At 72.7% G+C, this 16,849-nt stretch carries 12 protein-coding genes; 7 read left to right on the top strand and 5 right to left on the bottom strand.

Going from position 1 to position 16,849, the window contains the following annotated elements; translation table 11 throughout:
* Nucleotides 1-123 precede the first annotated feature (123 nt).
* The 6 genes from coaD (at nucleotide 124) to BN1056_RS10765 (ending at nucleotide 4,786) form a co-directional block, all read left to right on the top strand.
* On the top strand, nucleotides 124-711 hold the full coding sequence (gene coaD, locus BN1056_RS10790) for a pantetheine-phosphate adenylyltransferase (protein ID WP_210581129.1): 588 nt from the start codon (nucleotides 124-126) through the stop codon (nucleotides 709-711).
* The gene (locus BN1056_RS10785; protein ID WP_210581127.1) at nucleotides 708-1,295 is read left to right on the top strand and encodes an ATP synthase subunit B family protein; all 588 of its coding nucleotides are present in this window, start codon (nucleotides 708-710) and stop codon (nucleotides 1,293-1,295) included. The genes coaD and BN1056_RS10785 overlap by 4 nt, the downstream gene beginning before the upstream one ends.
* Before the next feature lie 195 nt (nucleotides 1,296-1,490).
* Nucleotides 1,491-2,105, top strand: coding sequence for a YceD family protein (locus BN1056_RS10780; RefSeq protein WP_210581124.1), 615 nt, complete (start codon nucleotides 1,491-1,493; stop codon nucleotides 2,103-2,105).
* Nucleotides 2,105-2,980, top strand: a complete 876-nt coding sequence (rnc, locus tag BN1056_RS10775; protein WP_210581122.1) for a ribonuclease III — start codon at nucleotides 2,105-2,107, stop codon at nucleotides 2,978-2,980. The genes BN1056_RS10780 and rnc overlap by 1 nt, the downstream gene beginning before the upstream one ends.
* Before the next feature lie 4 nt (nucleotides 2,981-2,984).
* Nucleotides 2,985-4,100, top strand: coding sequence for a bifunctional DNA-formamidopyrimidine glycosylase/DNA-(apurinic or apyrimidinic site) lyase (gene mutM, locus BN1056_RS10770; RefSeq protein WP_210581120.1), 1,116 nt, complete (start codon nucleotides 2,985-2,987; stop codon nucleotides 4,098-4,100).
* A 32-nt stretch (nucleotides 4,101-4,132) separates the two neighbouring features.
* The gene (locus tag BN1056_RS10765) at nucleotides 4,133-4,786 is read left to right on the top strand and encodes a response regulator (protein ID WP_244671663.1); all 654 of its coding nucleotides are present in this window, start codon (nucleotides 4,133-4,135) and stop codon (nucleotides 4,784-4,786) included.
* A gap of 133 nt (nucleotides 4,787-4,919) precedes the next feature.
* On the opposite strand, the gene BN1056_RS10760 is transcribed toward BN1056_RS10765, so the two are convergent.
* The 5 genes from BN1056_RS10760 to BN1056_RS10740 form a co-directional block, all read right to left on the bottom strand.
* Entirely contained in the window at nucleotides 4,920-6,752 is a 1,833-nt protein-coding gene (locus BN1056_RS10760; RefSeq protein ID WP_210581118.1) for a GAF domain-containing sensor histidine kinase, read from the bottom strand.
* A complete protein-coding gene (cydC, locus tag BN1056_RS10755) occupies nucleotides 6,745-8,643 on the bottom strand; it encodes a thiol reductant ABC exporter subunit CydC (RefSeq protein WP_210581116.1) in 1,899 nt (632 codons plus the stop codon). The genes BN1056_RS10760 and cydC overlap by 8 nt, the downstream gene beginning before the upstream one ends.
* On the bottom strand, nucleotides 8,640-10,391 hold the full coding sequence (cydD, locus tag BN1056_RS10750) for a thiol reductant ABC exporter subunit CydD (RefSeq protein ID WP_210581114.1): 1,752 nt from the start codon (nucleotides 10,389-10,391) through the stop codon (nucleotides 8,640-8,642). Before cydD ends, cydC begins: the two co-directional genes overlap by 4 nt.
* A 466-nt stretch (nucleotides 10,392-10,857) precedes the next feature.
* On the bottom strand, nucleotides 10,858-11,985 hold the full coding sequence (gene cydB, locus BN1056_RS10745; protein ID WP_210581112.1) for a cytochrome d ubiquinol oxidase subunit II: 1,128 nt from the start codon (nucleotides 11,983-11,985) through the stop codon (nucleotides 10,858-10,860).
* 111 nt (nucleotides 11,986-12,096) lie between these two features.
* Nucleotides 12,097-13,590 (bottom strand): cytochrome ubiquinol oxidase subunit I, encoded by a 1,494-nt coding sequence (locus tag BN1056_RS10740; RefSeq protein ID WP_210581110.1) that lies wholly within the window; start codon nucleotides 13,588-13,590, stop codon nucleotides 12,097-12,099.
* Nucleotides 13,591-14,079: 489 nt separating this feature from the next.
* On the opposite strand from BN1056_RS10740, the gene BN1056_RS10735 reads away from it, so the two are divergent.
* Nucleotides 14,080-16,849 (top strand): Rne/Rng family ribonuclease (locus BN1056_RS10735; protein WP_210581108.1); only part of this gene is annotated, 2,770 nt, incomplete at its 3' end.

Below are 16,849 nucleotides of genomic sequence, written 5' to 3'. Positions count from 1 at the left end.
CCGCGGCGTCCCGGCTGCCGACGCCTCGGCTGCGGTCTCCGGCTGTCGGCGGCGCGCTCGTGTCGGCATCCCGGCCGCGGCGCGCGTCCCCACCCGCCGGGGTCGTTCCGCTAGCCTCACAGCGTGACGCTCGCCGTATACCCCGGAACCTTCGACCCGATCACCCTCGGGCACGTCGACGTCGTGCGCCGCGCCGCCACCCTGTTCGACCGCGTCATCCTCGGCGTCGCCCACAACGCCGCCAAGGACTCCTCCCGCCTGTTCACCATTGACGAGCGGGTCGCGCTGGCCCGCGCCGCACTGGCGCACATCCCGGGGGCGGAGGTCGCCGTCATCCCCGGTCTGCTCGCCGACTTCTGCGCTCAGCGGGGCGCCGACGCCATCGTCAAGGGCCTGCGCAACGGCACCGACTTTGATGCCGAGGTCCCCATGGCGCTGCTCAACCGGGAGCTGGGCGCCCCCGAGACCTTCTTCCTGGCCGCCGCCCCCACGCACGCACACGTATCCTCCTCGCTGGTCAAGGACGTCGCCCGCCACGGCGGGGACGTCTCCGCGCTCGTGCCCGCGGGCGTCGCGGCCGCGCTAGCCCGCGCCTTCGCCACCCCGGCACCCGGCACGGCGAGCGCCCCGGCCCCCGCGGCGACCACCGCGCCGGCGGCCGACCCCAGCACCGCAACCCCTAACCCGCAGAACCGAAGGACGAACCCGTGACCACCCGCGCCGACGCCGGAGACGACCTGCTACGAATCCTCGATGAGCTGGACGAACTCGTCTCCACCGCCCGTTCCCTCCCCATGAGCTCCTCCGCGATCGTGGGCCGTCAGGAGGCCCTCGACCTGATCGACCGCGCCCGCGAGGCGGTCCCCACCGCCGTGCACCGGGCCGAGGAGATCGTCGCCGACGCCGACGCCGTCCTCGCTCAGGGCCGGGAGGAGTCCCAGCGCATCCTCAACCATGCGCAGGAGGAGGCCGAGCGGCTCGTCGCCGGGGAGAACATCGTGCGCATGGCCAACGATCGCGCCGACGCCATCATCTCCACCGCCGAGGAGCGCGCCGCCCGGCTGCGCCACGGCGCCGACGACTACTCCGACCGCTCCCTGGCCGCCCTGCAGGCCGAGATCGACAAGCTCGCCGAGCAGGTGCAGGCCGGCCGCGACGCGCTGGCCGCCCGCCTGGAGACCGCTGCCAACGATGCCGCCGACGCCGAGCGGGAGCAGCAGGAGGCCAACCGCCACTTCGCCGGCTGGTCCGTGGACCCGGCCGCCACCCGCAACTGGTCCAAGGGCGGCCGGTAGGGCCGACCGTTGGGCTGCGGGCAAGGTCTCCGCGCGCCCCCCATGAGCGGCCGGTGGGCCCTTCTCATAGCAGCCGGGTGGGCCGGTCGCCGGGGCCGCCGCTAGGCTGAAGTGCCTGCCCGCGAGTAGATTCGCCTGCGCTGCGCCGCTTCGAGTGCGCGGCCCTGCGACTTCAGACCATCCAGGAGGAATGCCATGGCCCCCACGGCCGGACTCGTCGTCGACATCATCGACCTGCCCCAGCAGGTCGGGTCGATCAAGAACATCCATCTGGAGACCCCCGCCCCCGCCGACCTCGGCGCCGAAATGATCGGCGCCCGCGAGGGCAGCCCGCTGGTGTTGGACGCCGAGCTGACCAGTCTGGACAACGGCATCCTGGTACGCGGACACGCCGACGTCCACCTGGCCGGCCAGTGCGTGCGCTGCCTGCGCGACCTCGAGGATGACACCACCATCTCCTTCGACGAGCTCTACTTCACCCCCGAGGCCGCCCGCGCCCAGGCCGCCGAGGGCGATGAAGAGGCCGACGAACTGTTCATCCTCGGCGATTCCACCCTCGACCTCGAGCCCGCCCTGCGCGACGCCCTCGTGCTCGCCCTGCCGTTCCAGCCGCTGTGCCGCGAGGACTGCGCGGGGCTGTGCCCGCAGTGCGGCGAGCGCCTGGACGATCTTCCCGCCGACCACCACCACGAGCAGCTCGACCCGCGCTGGTCCGCCCTGGCGAGCCTGCTGCCCGACGGCGCGGACACCGATGCGGCCGACTCCGAGGCCCCCGGATCCGCCGTCGACGACGAGGGGGCGCAGCGCTGATGAGCTCGCGGCGCAAGCACAAGCAGAAGCGTGCCGTATCCGCGGCGCGCGAGGACGTGGACACGCTCGTCTTCCGCTGGGGCGAACGCATCGACGCCGACCTGCTCGATCTGGCGCTGACCCACCGTTCCTGGGCGCACGAGCACGGCGGCCTGCCCACCAATGAGCGCCTGGAGTTCCTGGGGGACTCGGTGCTCGGCATCATCGTCACCGAGAACCTGTACCGCACCCACCCGGATCTGCCCGAGGGGCAGCTGGCCAAGATGCGTGCCGCCACCGTCTCCGAGCCGGCCCTGGCCGCCGTCGCCCGCGACTTGGGGTTGGGCGAATTCATCAAACTCGGTCGCGGCGAGTCGCTGTACGGCGGCCGCGACAAGGACTCCATCCTGTCTGACACCGTTGAGGCCCTCATCGGCGCCACCTACCTGACCACGGGCCTGGAACCGGTGCGCGTGGTGGTGGAGCGCCTGGTGTCCCGGTTCCTCAACGACGCCTCCATGCGCGGGGCGGGCCTGGACTGGAAGACCAGCCTGCAGGAGCTGACCGCCGTGCACGGCCTGGGCAACCCCAGCTACGAGGTGGAGAGCACGGGCCCCGACCATCAGCGCGTGTTCTCCGCGCGCGCCCACGTGGACGGCCGCGTGTACGGGGAGGGCTCCGGCTCCTCCAAGAAGATCGCCGAGCACGCCGCGGCCGAGGCCGCCTACGCCGCCATCCTGGCCGAGCGCGGCGACGGCGGACTGAGCCTGCCCGGGGTCAACGACGCCCTGCGCGCCGACCTCGGCGCCGCCGCCGATGTCCCCGGAGCGGAGGCCGCCGGGGATACCGCGGACTCCGCGGCGACCGGTTCCGCCGACGCCGCGACGAGGGCCTGAAACCTTGCCGGAACTACCCGAGGTCGAGACCGTCCGCGCCGGCCTGGCCCGCCACCTGACCGGCCGCATGGTGGAGCGCGTGGAGATCTTCGATCCGCGGCCGCTGCGTCGGCAGGAGGGCGGCGCGGACGCCTTCGTGCAGCGGCTGACCGGCCGCACCTTCACCGCCGCGGTGCGCCGCGGCAAGTTCTTGTGGCTGCCGCTCGACGACGGGGCCGCCCTGGTTGCCCACCTGGGCATGAGTGGGCAGCTGCTGGTGCACGGCACCCCCGGCGCGCTCGCCGCGCGTGAGTCCGGCGACGACGCCCACGCCTTTCTGGGCGACCCCGACGCGCCCCGCGTGGACCTGACCGCCACGCGCGCCCCGCTCCCGGCGGAGGATCCCGACGCCCGCCCACGGCACCTGCGCGTGCGCCTGCACCTGCGTCCCATCGCCGGTGACGCGGCCAGCGGCGCGGTCCTGGACCTGGTGGACCAGCGCATGTTCGGCGGCCTGCGGGTGACCGACATGGTGTCCACCGCCGACGGCGCCCCCGGGGGCGCCGGTAGTCCCGCGCCACTGATACCGGCCGATGTCACCCACATCGCCCGCGACCTGCTCGACCCGCACCTGGACCGTCCCGCCGTCGTCGCCAAAATGCGCCACTCCAACCGGGCGGTCAAGACCCTGCTCCTGGACCAGGGCATCGTCTCCGGCGTCGGCAACATCTACGCCGACGAGGGACTGTGGGCCGCCCGCGTGCACGGCCTGCGCCGCGGCAGTGCGCTGGGACCGCGGGTGACCGCCCGCCTGCTGGATGCCACCGGGGAGGTCATGGAGCGGGCCCTGGCCGCGGGCGGCACCAGCTTCGACGCCCTGTACGTGGACGCCGACGGCGCCGCCGGCTTCTTCGCCCGCTCCCTGGCGGTCTACGGGCGGGCCGGACAGGAGTGCCGACGCTGCGGCGCGCTCCTGCGCGCCGAGACGATCGGGGGCCGCAGTCACGTGTTTTGCCCGCGCTGCCAGACCCGTCCGCGTCTGCCGCGCAACTGCCCCGCCTCCGTGCCACCACGGCATCCCCGGCGCACCCGCCCGGGGGCTATCCCCGGCCGGTGCCGCCCGCCAACCGGGCACGTGTGACGTAGGTCCCCGCTGCTGCTAGTCTCCGGTATATGCAGAGTGCCCCCGCGCCCGAAACGGTCCGCGTCATGATCGTGGACGACCACGAGATCGTCCGCCGCGGCATCGCCGAGATCATTGAGCGTGCCGACGGGCTCGACGTGGTCGCCGAGGCCGGCTCCAAGGCGGAGGCGATCCGCCGGGCGGAGCTCATGCGCCCGGACGTGGTACTGGTGGACCTGCAACTGCCCGACGGCACCGGCATCGAGCTGATGCAGGCGCTGCGCGAGTCCGTGCCCGAGGCCCTGCCGATCGTGCTGACCTCATTCGACGACGACGAGGCGCTGGCCGAGTCCCTGGACGCCGGCGCCCGTGCCTACTTGCTCAAGACCGTCCACGGCGCCGAGATCAGCGACGTGGTGCGGGCGGTCGCCTCCGGGCGGGTCCTGCTCGATGAGCGCACCGTCACGCGCCGTCGCGCGGACCACGACGATCCCACCGCCGACCTGACCAATGCCGAGCGCAAGGTGCTCGAACTCATCGGCGACGGCCTGTCCAACCGGGAGATCGGCGAGCGGCTCGGGGTGGCGGAGAAGACCGTCAAGAACCACATCACTTCCCTGCTGGCCAAGATGGGCCTGCAGCGGCGCACGCAGGTGGCCGCCTGGGTGGCCGGGCAGCGCGCCTCCGGCTGGCGACGTAAATAGCGGGCGCCAGCGGGCCGCTCGTGGGCGGGTCCTGCCAGATCGACCGACGTCGGTGGTAGCCCTGACCGATCTCAGTACGTAACTTCAACCGATCTCGGCACGTAACTTCAACCGATCTCGGTGATTTGGGCGGTCAGGCGCCGAGGCTCAGGTCCAGTCCGGGGATCACCCGCGGCCGCTCCAGCGGCACCCGCCAGGTGAAGCAGGTGCCCCGCCGTTCGCCGTCGGAACGGGCCCGCGGGCCGATCACGAAACTGCCGGCGTGGCGGCGGGCCCGCTCGGCCATGTTCGCGGTCCCCGAGCGGCGCGTCACCCGCGGGTCCACACCCACGCCGTCGTCCCGGCACACCACCTCCACCACCGGCGCGCCCTGGAAGGGCTCGGCATCCCCGGAGGCCGCCCCGTCCTGCCCGGCGGGCGGCTGGGAGGCGAGCAGCCCCTCCACCTTCACGTCCACGGTCACCGAGGAGGCCTTGGCGTGGCGGGCAACATTCGACAGGCCCTCCCGCACCACGGCCACGATGTCGTCGGCCAGATCCGGCTCCACCGCCGCGTCGATGACGCCGATCAGCTCGTCCTCCCGGTCCCGTTCCGCCTGCGCCAGGCCGTGGCCGTCGACGGTGAGGATCAGGGACGGCGCGAAGCCGAGCGAGGTGCGGGCCAGGGAGGCCTCCCGCCGCAGCCGCTCCACCAGGCTGACGTCCTCATCCCGGTCGCGCAGTGAGCGCACGATCGAGCGGATCTGCCGCACCGAGTCGTCCACCGCCGCCAGGGAGGCGTCCAGCGCCTGGCAGGCCACGGACATGTCGGTGCCGGAGGCGGCGCCCTCGGCCTGCAGCCGGTCGCGGGCGGCGGACAGCTGCATCCCGGTGGCGAACAGCTGCTGGATCGCCAGGTCGTGCAGGTCGCGGCCGATGCGGGCCCGCTCATCCAGGAGCGTGGCCATCTCCTCGGCGTGCTGGGCGTCGGCCAGCTCGAAGGCCATGGTCGCCTGCCCGGCCACCAGCTCCGCGATCTCCAGGTCCTGCTGGGTGAAGCGCTCCGCCCCCTGTTCACGCAGCAGCAGCATCACGCCCACGCCACGGCCGCGGTGAATCATGGGGGCGTACAGGGCCGGGCCGAACTGGGACAGCTCCTCAACCAGCAGGTCGGAGGCACCCCAGGCGTCGGCCAGCGAGTCCTCAATCAGCCCGGTGCGGCGCGCCAGCGTCTTCAGGGCTCGGCCCTCGGGCGGGAAGAACGTGCCGATCAGCTCGTCGGCGTGCTTCCCGTCCGCAATCTCGCAGATCCAGGTGTCGCCCACGCTGGGCAGCACCAGGGCGGAGGTGTCCGCGTGGGCGACCTCGCGCACGCGGCGGGCGATCAGGGTCAGCGCGTCGCCCTCGTCGGCCCCGGACAGCAGCATGGTGGTCAACTCCTGGGACACCGCCATCCACTGCTCACGGTCGCGGGCCTCCCGGTACAGGCGGGCATTCTCCAGCGCGACGGCCGCGGCCTCCGCGAGCGTGAGCACGGCGGTGACGTCCGCCTCGGTGAACCCGCCCTGCTTGTCGCACAGGAACAGCCGGCCGTAGACCTGCCCGTGCACCCGCAGCGGGGCGGACAGGATCGAGCCGCAGCGCTGCCCATCGCCGGCGGGCGTGTTGCGGACGACGACGCCGCAGTCCTCCGGTCCGGCCTCCGGCGCGCCGGCGACCAGGGTGGCCAGCTCGTCGGTGGAGACGGTGGCGGTGCCGGTGGTCAGCGCGGCGGCGGTGGCGGGGTCGGCGGCCCCGGGGGCGGCGATCGTCCCCCAGGCCGCCCCGGTCAGGGCGCAGGCGGAATCGACCAACCGGTTCAGTGCCTCCGGGACCTTCAGCGAGCTCGTCAGCCGCAGGGCGGCGCGGAACAGTCCGACGGTGCTTCCCGTCGGCGCGGAGGCGGCGCTGTGGCCGGGGCTGCCGGGGTAGGACGGCGTGTTAGACATGAGTCTCCTGCTCCTGCTGAAGGGACCAGCGGTAATCGGGGTCGACGGCGGTCAGGTGCGCGTGGGTGCCGCGCCGGGTCACGACGGCGGGGGTGCCGGCCGGGGAATCGTCGGTGCCGTCGACGCCGCCCGTTTCGTCTGGGCGCGCGGCGGCGTGCGAGTGGCCCAGGATGAGTACTTCGTCGGCGCCGGCCAGGGCCGACAGGCGGTGAGTCACCAGCAGTACGCCGCGGGCCTCGGCGGCCGGGCCGGTCGCGTCAGCGTTCGAGGCTTCCGGACCGGCGGCGGGCGCGGTGCCGGCGTGCAGCAGGTCCCCGACCAGGCGATCGGCCGTGGCGGCGTCCAAGTGCTCGCCGGGCTCGTCCAGCAGCATCAGCGGCGCGGGCGCGGCCAGGGCGCGGGCCAGCAGCAGGCGGCGCCGCTCCCCGCCGGACACGGCCGTCGCACCCGCCCCCAGGCGCGTGTCCAGTCCGTCGGGCAGTCGGGCCAGCCAGTCGCCCAGGCCGGCCCGTGCCAGCAGGGCGGCGGCCCGCTCGCGGGTGAGCGCGCCGTCGGCCACGCGCAGGTTCTCCAGCACGGTGGTGTCGAAGACGTGGGCGTCCTCCGCGGTCAGGCTCACCCGCGCGGCGGCCTCCGCCCGTTCGGCCCCCCATGGCGGCGCCCCATCCAGCGTGAGTTCACCGGCGCGCGGCTCCAACAGTCCGGCCAGGGTCAGCAGCAGCGTGGTCTTGCCGATGCCGGAGGGACCCACCACGGCCAGGCGCCGCCCCGGCTCCAGGTCCAGGTCCACGCCGTCGATCAGGACCGGTCCGCCCGGCCAGCCCACCGCCAGCCCCCGGGCGCGCAACCGCGGCCCGGAGGCGCTCGCAGCCGGCAGCGGACGCGGCGTGGGTACGCGGGCGGCGGAGGCGGCGGCGTCGTCGAGCAGGTCCACGATGCGCACGGCCGCGCCGGCCGACGTGACCAGCTGGACGGAGGCCGGACCCAGGGCGGCGGAGGCCTCGAAGGCGCTCAGCGGCACCAACACGATCACCGCCAGCCACACCGGCGCCAGGCGCCCGTCCGCCACGGCCGGGACACCCACGAGTATGTTGCCGAGTACGGCCAGTCCCATGGCGGTGGTGTCGATGACGGCGGCCAGTGCGGCGGGCCGGGCCGCCCGGTCGCGGGTGGCGGCCAGGTGCGCCTCCAAGCCCGCCAGGTCGCTCATGGCGCGCGGCATGCGGCCGGACACGCGCAGCTCGTCGGCGCCGTCGAGAAGGTTCATGACGGCGGCCGACAGGTCGGTGGCCTGTTCCTGACGGGCCAGCTCGGCGGCACGGGCCGAGCGGATCGTCACCAGCGGGCCGGCCACGCCCGAGAGCAGCAGACAGACCGCCAGGATCGCGCCGGCCGGGGGATACACGAGGGCCGCCCCCAGGCTGGTGGACACCCCCAGCACGGCGGCCACCGCGATCGGCAGCAGTGAGCGCACCACCAGGTCGCCGACCGCATCCACGTCGGCCCCCACCCGCGCCAGGACGTCCCCGCGCCGCAGTCCGGCGACCGTGTCGGTGCGGGCGGCGGCCAGGATCTCGTACAGGCGGGTGCGCAGGGAAGTCATGCCGCGCAGCGCCGTGTCGTGGGACAGCAGGCGCTCGCAGTAGCGCATCACGGAGCGGGAGATGCCGAACAGGCGCACCGCGACGGGGGCCACGCCGAGTGCGGCCACCTCCGAGGCCTGGGCGGCGCGGGCGATCATCCAGGCGGCCACGGCGGACAGGCCGACCGCGCTGGCCAGTCCCAGGGAGCCGACGATCACGGAGGCGGCGAAGCGGGTGCCGTCCAGGTCGAGCAGGGTCACGGCGCGGCGCAGGGCGCGGCGTTCTGCGGTGGTAAGCGCGGCGCTCATCGGTCGCCCTCGGAGAATACGAGCGCGTCCATGGCGTCGGCGGGGCTCGCAGCGGGGGAGGCTCCGCTCGAGTCCGCCCCGGGGGTGGGGCGCGAGGCCACCTCGACGACGTCGTCCGCCAGGGCCACCAGTGCCGCCCGGTGAGCGATTACCACGACCGTGCGGCCGGCCGCGCGCAGGGCGTTCACGGCGTTCAGCACCCGCGCCTGGCTGGCCGCGTCCAGGTGGGCGGTGGGCTCGTCCAACAGCACCAGGGGCGCGTCGGTGACCAGGGCGCGGGTCAGGGCCAGGCGCTGACGCTGCCCGACCGACAGGCCCACGCCGCCCTGACCCACGCGCGTGCGCCAACCGTCCGGCAGGGCGGCGACCACGGCGTCGAAGCCGGTGGCCGCGGCGGCATCCGCCAGGGCGGGCGGGACCTGGGCGGTGGCGTCGGTAGGGGTCTGGCCGATGGTGTTCTCCAGCAGCGTGCCGGGCACGATCACGGGTCGCTGCGGCACCCAGGCGATCTGCTCCCACCAGGAGGCGGGGTCGACGTCGGCCAGGTCCATTGCCGGCCCGTCGGCGGCGATGACCCGCACCCGACCCCGGTCGGGGGGTAGCAGGCCGAGCAGCAGCTGCGCGGCGGTGGTCTTGCCGGTGCCGGACGCTCCGGTCAGCGCCACCACCCGGCCCGGGCGAATCGTGGCCGTGAGGTCGGCGGGCGCCCAGGCGCCACGGGCGGCCACGGACACCTGCGCGAACTCGATGCGGGCCGTGCGCAGGTCGGGGGCGGGGGCGGTGCCCGGCGTCGGCGCGGGCTCCTGAAGCACCGCGAAGACGGCCTCGGCGGCGGCCACCCCGTTGGCGGAGGCGTGGAACTGGAGGCCGACCTGGCGCAGCGGCTGGTAGACCTCCGGGGTGATCATGATGACCAGCAGACCGGTGGCCAGGTCCATGCGGCCGTACAGCAGCCGGAAGCCCACCTCCACGGCGACAATCGCCACCGACAGGGTGGTGATGAACTCCAGCACCGCCCCGGACAGGAAGGCCACTCGCAGCGTGGACATGGTCGTGGCGTTGTAGGCGCGGCCGAGCTCGCGCACCCGCCGGGCGGGACCGGCCTGGCGTCCCAGTGCCTTGAGGGTGGGCAGGCCCGCCAGCAGGTCCAGCAGTTGACTGCCCAGGCGTTCCATGGTGCGCAGTCGGGCCTCGGAGTGGGCCTGGGTGAGGCGGCCAATCAGGATCATGAAGATCGGGATCAGCGGGATCGTGCAGGCCACCGCGATCGCGGACGGCAGGTCCTGGGTGAGTAGCACCAGACCGGTGGCGGGGGTGACGGTGGCGGCCAGCAGCAGCTGGGGCAGGTAGCGGGTGAAGTAGGGCTCGAGGTCGTCCAGGCCGCGGGTGAGCAGGGTGGCGGTGTCGGCGCCGTGGACGGCCCGCCAGCGTGGCCCCAGGGCGGCGGCGCGCAGCAGTACTTGGCGGCGCAGGTCGATGGTGACGTCGGTGGCGGCCCGGTGGGCGCGCGACTCCTGCACGTACAGCACCAGCGCCCGGGCCATCACCACTCCGGCCAACGCCGCGATCACGGGCCGCACGGTGCTGGGGGCAGCGCCCCCGGTGATGACCGGGGAGATGGCCCGGGAGATCAGCCAGGCCTGGGCGACGACGAGCAGCGCGGTGAGCGCGCCCGTGACCGCCGTCGTGGCGATGTAGCGCCGGGCCGCGGCTGCGTACCGCATGAGTCGGGGGTCCAACGGCTTCACCCAAACAGCATAGTGCCGGATTGGGACCGTAGTCCCGGCAGCGGGCTCTCGGTGGGGGTGGCAGGGCATCCACAAGGACACCAATGGCCCGGATCAGATGAGCGAGAGATTCGAGTACTTCGCTCACCTGCCGGGCCATTCCCTTGCCCTACGCCTCCCCGCGACGCGTGTGTATGTGCTGCACGACCCCGGGCCGCGTTCCACGACCCTGGTGTGCGTTGCACGACCACCCCGGGGTCGTGGAATGTGCACCAAGGTCGTGCAGTGTCGCCCAGGGTCGTGCAACAACACCGCCCCCGCACGCCGCCGGGCCAAAACACACGTTCGCGCCGATAGTGCGCCTAAAACAGCACGTTCTAGCTGCGTGCAGACACTCTCGACTTCGACATAAACGACGAGCTCATGGAGGCCCAGGAGGAGGCCCGCAGGGCCACGGGCCCGCCAACGTCGGAGGGGTGAGCGCGCCTCAGTGATCGACGGGCGCGGGCTGGGCGTTGTCACGCACTCGCGTGGGGTGAAGCCCACCGGCGGCGGGGTCGATCCGCTCGGCGCTGATGCGCGCGGAGAAGGTCCGGTACCCCCAGATCGTGTAGAAGAGCACGACCGGCAGGAAGACGACGGCGGCAACCGTCATGATCGCCAGGGTGGCGTCGGCGGAGGTGGCCTGCGCGATGGTCAGGGAATACGCGGGATCGATCGAGGACCGCATGACGTCGGGCGTCATGGCCGTGAAGATGAGCGCCCCGACTCCGGCGATACCGGCGAAGTGCAGGCCGAAGGCAAGCCCCTGCCGGCCGCGGAACGAGGCCACCAGGGAACCGACGAGCGCCAACGCCGCCACCACCAGTGGCAGCCAGACCCAGGCGGTGGCCGAGAAACTGGTCGCCCACAAGCCCCAGATGGCGGCGACCGCCGTCGAGGCGACCCCGCAGCGACGGGCGAAGGTTCCCGCCCGCACGGACAGGTCACCGGCCGTCTTCAGCGCGGTGAACAGGGCCCCGTGTGTGAGGAACAGCAGGCAGGTGGCCGCGCCGCCCAGCAGCGTGAAGGGTGAAAGCAGACTGAAGAACCCTCCGGTGAGCAGGTGGGAAGCACCTACGACAAGCGCGTCTGCGGGTACTTCGGCGGCCGGCACGGGCGCGCCGCTGGCGGTGTCTACCACCTCGATCTCCATGCCCTGCACCATGTTCGCGAAGGCCGCCCCCCAAAGAATCGAGGGCACCCAGGCGGCGATGGTGTGTGCCCAGTCCCACCGGTCGCGCCAGGCCTGGTCGTTGATCCGGCCACGCCACTCGATGGCGCATACGCGCACGATCAGGCACAGCAGGATGAGGAACAGCACCAGGTAGGCGCCGGAGAACAGGGTGCCGTACCACTCGGGGAACGCGGCGAAGGTGGCGCCGCCGGCGGTCAGCAGCCACACCTCGTTGCCGTCCCAGTGGGGGCCGATGGTGCGCACCATGGCGCGCCGCTCCCGCTCGTCCCGGCCGAGGATCTTCAGCAGCATGCCCACGCCGAAGTCGAAGCCCTCCAGGGTCAGATAACCGACCCAGAGGATCGCAATGAGGATGAACCAGAGGACGGAGAGTGTCACGGCGGGCTCCACGGGCTAGTCGAGTTGGGCGGTGGTTGGTGGCAGTGTCGGCGGGCGACGGCGTCGGCCGGTGTGGGCCTCGGCGGCTGCTTCGGTGGGCATCGGGTGCGGCTAGTACTGGAAGGACAGCGGTGCCTCGGCGTCGTCACTCGGGCGCCGGGCAGCGTCGACGACGTCGGGCACCTGGGCGCGCACGCCCTCGCGGACGTAGCGGCGCAGCAGCAGGAACCACACGACGCCGAGGGCGGCGTACAGCAGCGTGAAGCCGATCAGCGACGCCAGCACGGTGCCGGAAGCGACGGTGGGGGAGACGCCGTCGGCGGTGAGCATGTAGACCTGGGAGACGGGGTCGGCGAGGTTGGGCACCACCACCCAGGGCTGGCGGCCGATCTCGGTCATGATCCAGCCGAAGGAGCAGGCCACGAAGGGCAGCCACATGCTCCACAGGGCAATCTTGCCCAGCAACGGGGAGTCGACCAGCCGGCCGCGGCGCGTCAGCCACAGGGCGACGACGCCGATGCCTATGGCGAGCATGCCCAGGCCGATCATCAGGCGGAAGGACCAGAAGGTGACCATCTCGTTGGGGGTGTAGTCCACGCCGTCGCCGTAGCGCTCCGCGTAGAGCTCTTGGGCGTCGTTCAGGCCCATGATCTCGGCGGTGGGATCGTTGGTGGCCATGAAGGAGTACACGTAGGGGACGGTGATCAGGTGCTTGGCGGTGCCGTCGGCGCAGGAGCCGAAGGCGGCCACGGTGAAGCCCGCGCCCGACTCGGTCTCGCACAGCATCTCGGCGGCCGCCATCTTGGCGGGCTGCTCCTCGGCGACCAGTTGCCCCTGGATGTGGCCGGAGCCGGCGGTGAAGATACCGGCGATGATCATCGTGACCGCACCGAAGCGAGTCATGCGGCGCCACAGTCGGCGCGCCTCGAAGTCCTGGCCGGCGCGGGCGGCCTTGATCATCCACCACGCGGCCACCCCCAGGATGAGCGTGCCCGCCACCAGGAAGGCGGAGGCGATCACGTGGGCCACGGTGACCCACAGGATCTTGTTGCCGAGCACCTCGAAGAATCCGCCGACCCCGTCCAGCTCCGCCCGGCCGGTGTCCGGGTTGACGACGGCGCCGACCGGGTGCTGCATCCAGGAGTTGGCGGCGAGGATGAAGAAGGCGGAGAGGTTGGTGCCCAGGGCGACCATCCAGATGCACAGGTTGTGCAACTTGGGGGACAGGCGGTCGCGCCCGAAGATCCACAGGCCCAGGAAGGTGGACTCCATGAAGAAGGCCAGCAGGGCCTCGAAGGCCAGCGGCGCCCCGAAGATGTTGCCGACGAACCGGGAGTACTCCGACCAGTTCATGCCGAACTGGAACTCCTGCACGATGCCGGTGGCGACGCCGAGCGCGAAGTTGATCAGCAGAAGGTTGCCGAAGAACCGGGTGGCCGTCCGCCACTGCTCGTTGCCGGTGCGCAGGTGGAGGGTCTCCATCAGTGCGACCAGTGGAGACAGTCCGATCGTGAGCGGGACCAGGATGAAGTGGTAGACCGTGGTGATGCCGAACTGCCATCGAGCCACGTCGAGGGAGTCGAGCGCCATGGGTGCGAGGCTCATCTGCGCCGCCTTTCGCGAGGGCCACGGGAAATATAAGAGGAACCTTATAGGGGCTCCCCGGGAGATAGGCCAAGTATAGGCGGCGGGTGACGGCGTGTCGTGAAAAGATGCGACTCGTTATGCGGCTGTGTGGGGCTGTGGGTGCGGCTGGTGGCCCGCGGGTCTCTGTGGCGTCGGTGGCCTGTCCGCCGTTGGCGAGACGACGGCGCCACCAGCCCGACTGCCACCCGGTGGGGCTACACCTGTGGGATACTGCCCCTGGCACCGGCGGTCCCGTACCGGCAGTCGGTGTCCGACCCTCGGCCGAGACCGCCCGGAAGAATTGCGCCGCCCAGAGCGCCGCCGCACTTCCGCAACGTGCGAGTTCCGCCGCAGGCCGGCGCCGCAAGGCGCATACGTAGGCTTTTAGCTCCCCGCCAGGGGAGCGCGACCGCGCCATGGCGCCGCGGGTACGGCGGAGCTATAGCGTCCGAAAGTGCAGATAGACCCATGTCCCCCTCGTCATCGCGCTCACACGACTCCCACGCTCAGGGCTCCGAGGAGACAAGCGCCTCCAAGCGGCCTGCCCGTCGGCACCGCCGAGTCACCGCCGCTGTAACTACGCCCGAGGCTGCTCCCGACGCGCCGAGCAAGGTTCCCGACGCCGCAGACGCCGAGGCGCAAGAGGCTGCGGCCCAGGCTGAGGGCATCGCCGCGCCTGACAGTGCCGCTTCCGCGGAAACGCCCGAGGAAACCGACGCCGCGGTGGTCGACGCCGCCGACGACGCTGCGCAGGCGGAAGCCTCCGATGCTGCGGAGAGCGAAGACGCTGAGGGCGCAGCTGATGCGGAGACCTCGGAGGCCGAGGACGTCGAGGATGCAGAAGACGCCGAAGCCGCCGACGCCGAGCCCGGCGAGTCTGAGGCCAGCGAGTCCGAGGCCGCCGAGGCTGAAGGTGGCGACGCCGCGGCAGACGCTGAACCCGAGCCCGAGTCAGGCGCCGACTCCAACGCCGACGCGTCCACGCCGGTGCTGGAGGAGGACCTGCCGGAGCCGGAGGAGCCGCAGCTGCCCGCCGCGTCGCTCCTGTTCCAGGCCCCCGATCCGGCGTTGGCCCGGCGGCGGCGCCGCAAGGTGAAGGTCGCCGCCACCACCCCCGCCCAGGCCCAGCCGGCCGAGTCGAACCCCGAGTCCGCCTCACGCCGGGACCAGGATGCCCCGGCCGCCAAGCCCGACGCGGCTGTGTCCGCTGGCGCCGGCTCCGGCGGTACCGACGCCTCCGCCGACTCCGACGAGGCCGCTACCGGCACCCGCGGTGGTCGCCGGCGCCGTCGTCGCGCGACCGCCGCCTCCACCGCGCCCGAGCACGTGGAGGAGGCCGCCCCCGCCAAGCGCCGCGGCCGCAACGCCGGCCCGGCCCGGGACGCCGACGAGGCCGCCTCCGCCCAGTCGGCCCCGACGGAGGACGCTGAGGGCGCAGAAGACGCCGAGGGCACTGAGAGCAACAAGGAGGCCGCCACCGGCCGCCGCAAGCGCCGCCGCGGCGGACGCGGGCGGCGTGCCCGCTCCCGCGCCGAGGGCCGTGGCGCCACGGTCGAGAGCGCCGACGACGCCGACGAGGCCAACGAGACGCCCGCCGACGCCGCGGACAGTGTGCAGACGGACCGGTCCTCCGCCGAGACGCCGGAGGAGAGCGCCGGCAGTTCTCGTCGTCGCCGTCGTCGTTCTCGCAGCCGCTCCGACGCCTCCCGGGACGAGATCACCGCGCTCAAGGGCTCCACCCGTCTGGAGGCCAAGCGCCAGCGCCGCCGCGAGGGGCGCGCCGCCGGGCGCCGCCGGCCCATCATCACCGAGGCCGAGTTCCTGGCCCGCCGCGAGAGCGTCGACCGGCAGATGGTGGTGCGCGAGCAGGACGGCCTGAACCAGATCGCCGTCCTGGAGGACGGGCTGCTGGTGGAGCACTACGTCGCCCGGCACACCCAGACCTCACTGGTCGGCAACGTTTACGTCGGCCGTGTGCAGAACGTGCTGCCGTCCATGGAGGCGGCCTTCGTGGACATCGGCAAGGGACGCAACGCGGTCCTGTACGCCGGCGAGGTCAACTGGGACGCCGCCGGCATGGAGGGCAAGCCGCGCCGCATCGAGGACGCCCTGGCCAGCGGCGACACCGTGCTGGTGCAGGTCACCAAGGACCCCATCGGTCACAAGGGCGCCCGCCTGACCAGCCAGATCACCCTGGCGGGCCGCTACCTGGTGCTGGTGCCCGGCGGCACCATGACCGGCATCTCCCGCAAGCTCCCGGACACCGAGCGCAACCGTCTGAAGAAGATCCTCAAGCGGATCGTCCCCGACGACGCCGGCGTGATCGTGCGCACGGCCGCGGAGGGCGCCGGCGAGGAGCAGCTCGCCGACGACATCAAGCGGCTGGTGGCGCAGTGGGAGTCCATCGAGAAGAAGTCCTCCCAGGTGCTCAAGGGCTCCGGGAAGGCGCCCGTGCTGCTGAAGGAGGAGCCCGAGCTGGCCGTGCGCGTGGTGCGCGACGTGTTCAACGAGGACTTCCGCAAGCTCATCGTGCAGGGCCCCGACGCCTGGAAGACCATCTCCACCTACGTGTCCGACCTCAGCCCCGAGCTGACCGACCTGCTGGAGCACTGGGTCAGCCCCGAGGACGTGTTCACCGCCCACCGCATCGACGAGCAACTCGCCAAGGGCTTCGACCGCAAGGTCTGGCTGCCCAGCGGCGGCACGCTCATCATCGACCGCACCGAGGCCATGACCGTCATCGACGTCAACACCGGGCGCTTCACCGGCGGCGCGGACGGCACCCTGGAGGAGACCATCACCCGCAACAACCTCGAGGCCGCCGAGGAGATCGTCCGCCAGCTGCGGCTGCGCGACATCGGCGGCATGGTGGTGATCGACTTCGTGGACATGGTGCTGGAGTCCAACCGCGACCTCGTGCTGCGCCGTCTGGTGGAGTGCCTGGGCCGCGACCGTACCCGCCACCAGGTCACGGAGGTCACCTCGCTGGGCCTGGTGCAGATGACCCGCAAGCGGGTCGGTCAGGGGCTGGTGGAGGCCTTCTCCACGCCCTGCGAGTGCTGTGGCGGGCGCGGCTTCATCGTTCACGAGCACCCGGTGGAGAACCAGGCGGTGGACATGTCCGCCTCCGCGGCGCGCAGCGCCGGCTCCGGCCGGGGTCGCCGCGGTCGCGACGACGACGGCGCCAAGGCCGAGGGGAAGTCCGCCAAGGGTTCGGGCAGGTCGGGCAAGTCCTCCG

It is taken from the genome of Actinomyces succiniciruminis (assembly GCF_900002405.1).
GTDB classification, from domain to species: domain Bacteria; phylum Actinomycetota; class Actinomycetes; order Actinomycetales; family Actinomycetaceae; genus Actinomyces; species Actinomyces succiniciruminis.
This window is presented reverse-complemented; position numbering and strand designations above follow the sequence as displayed.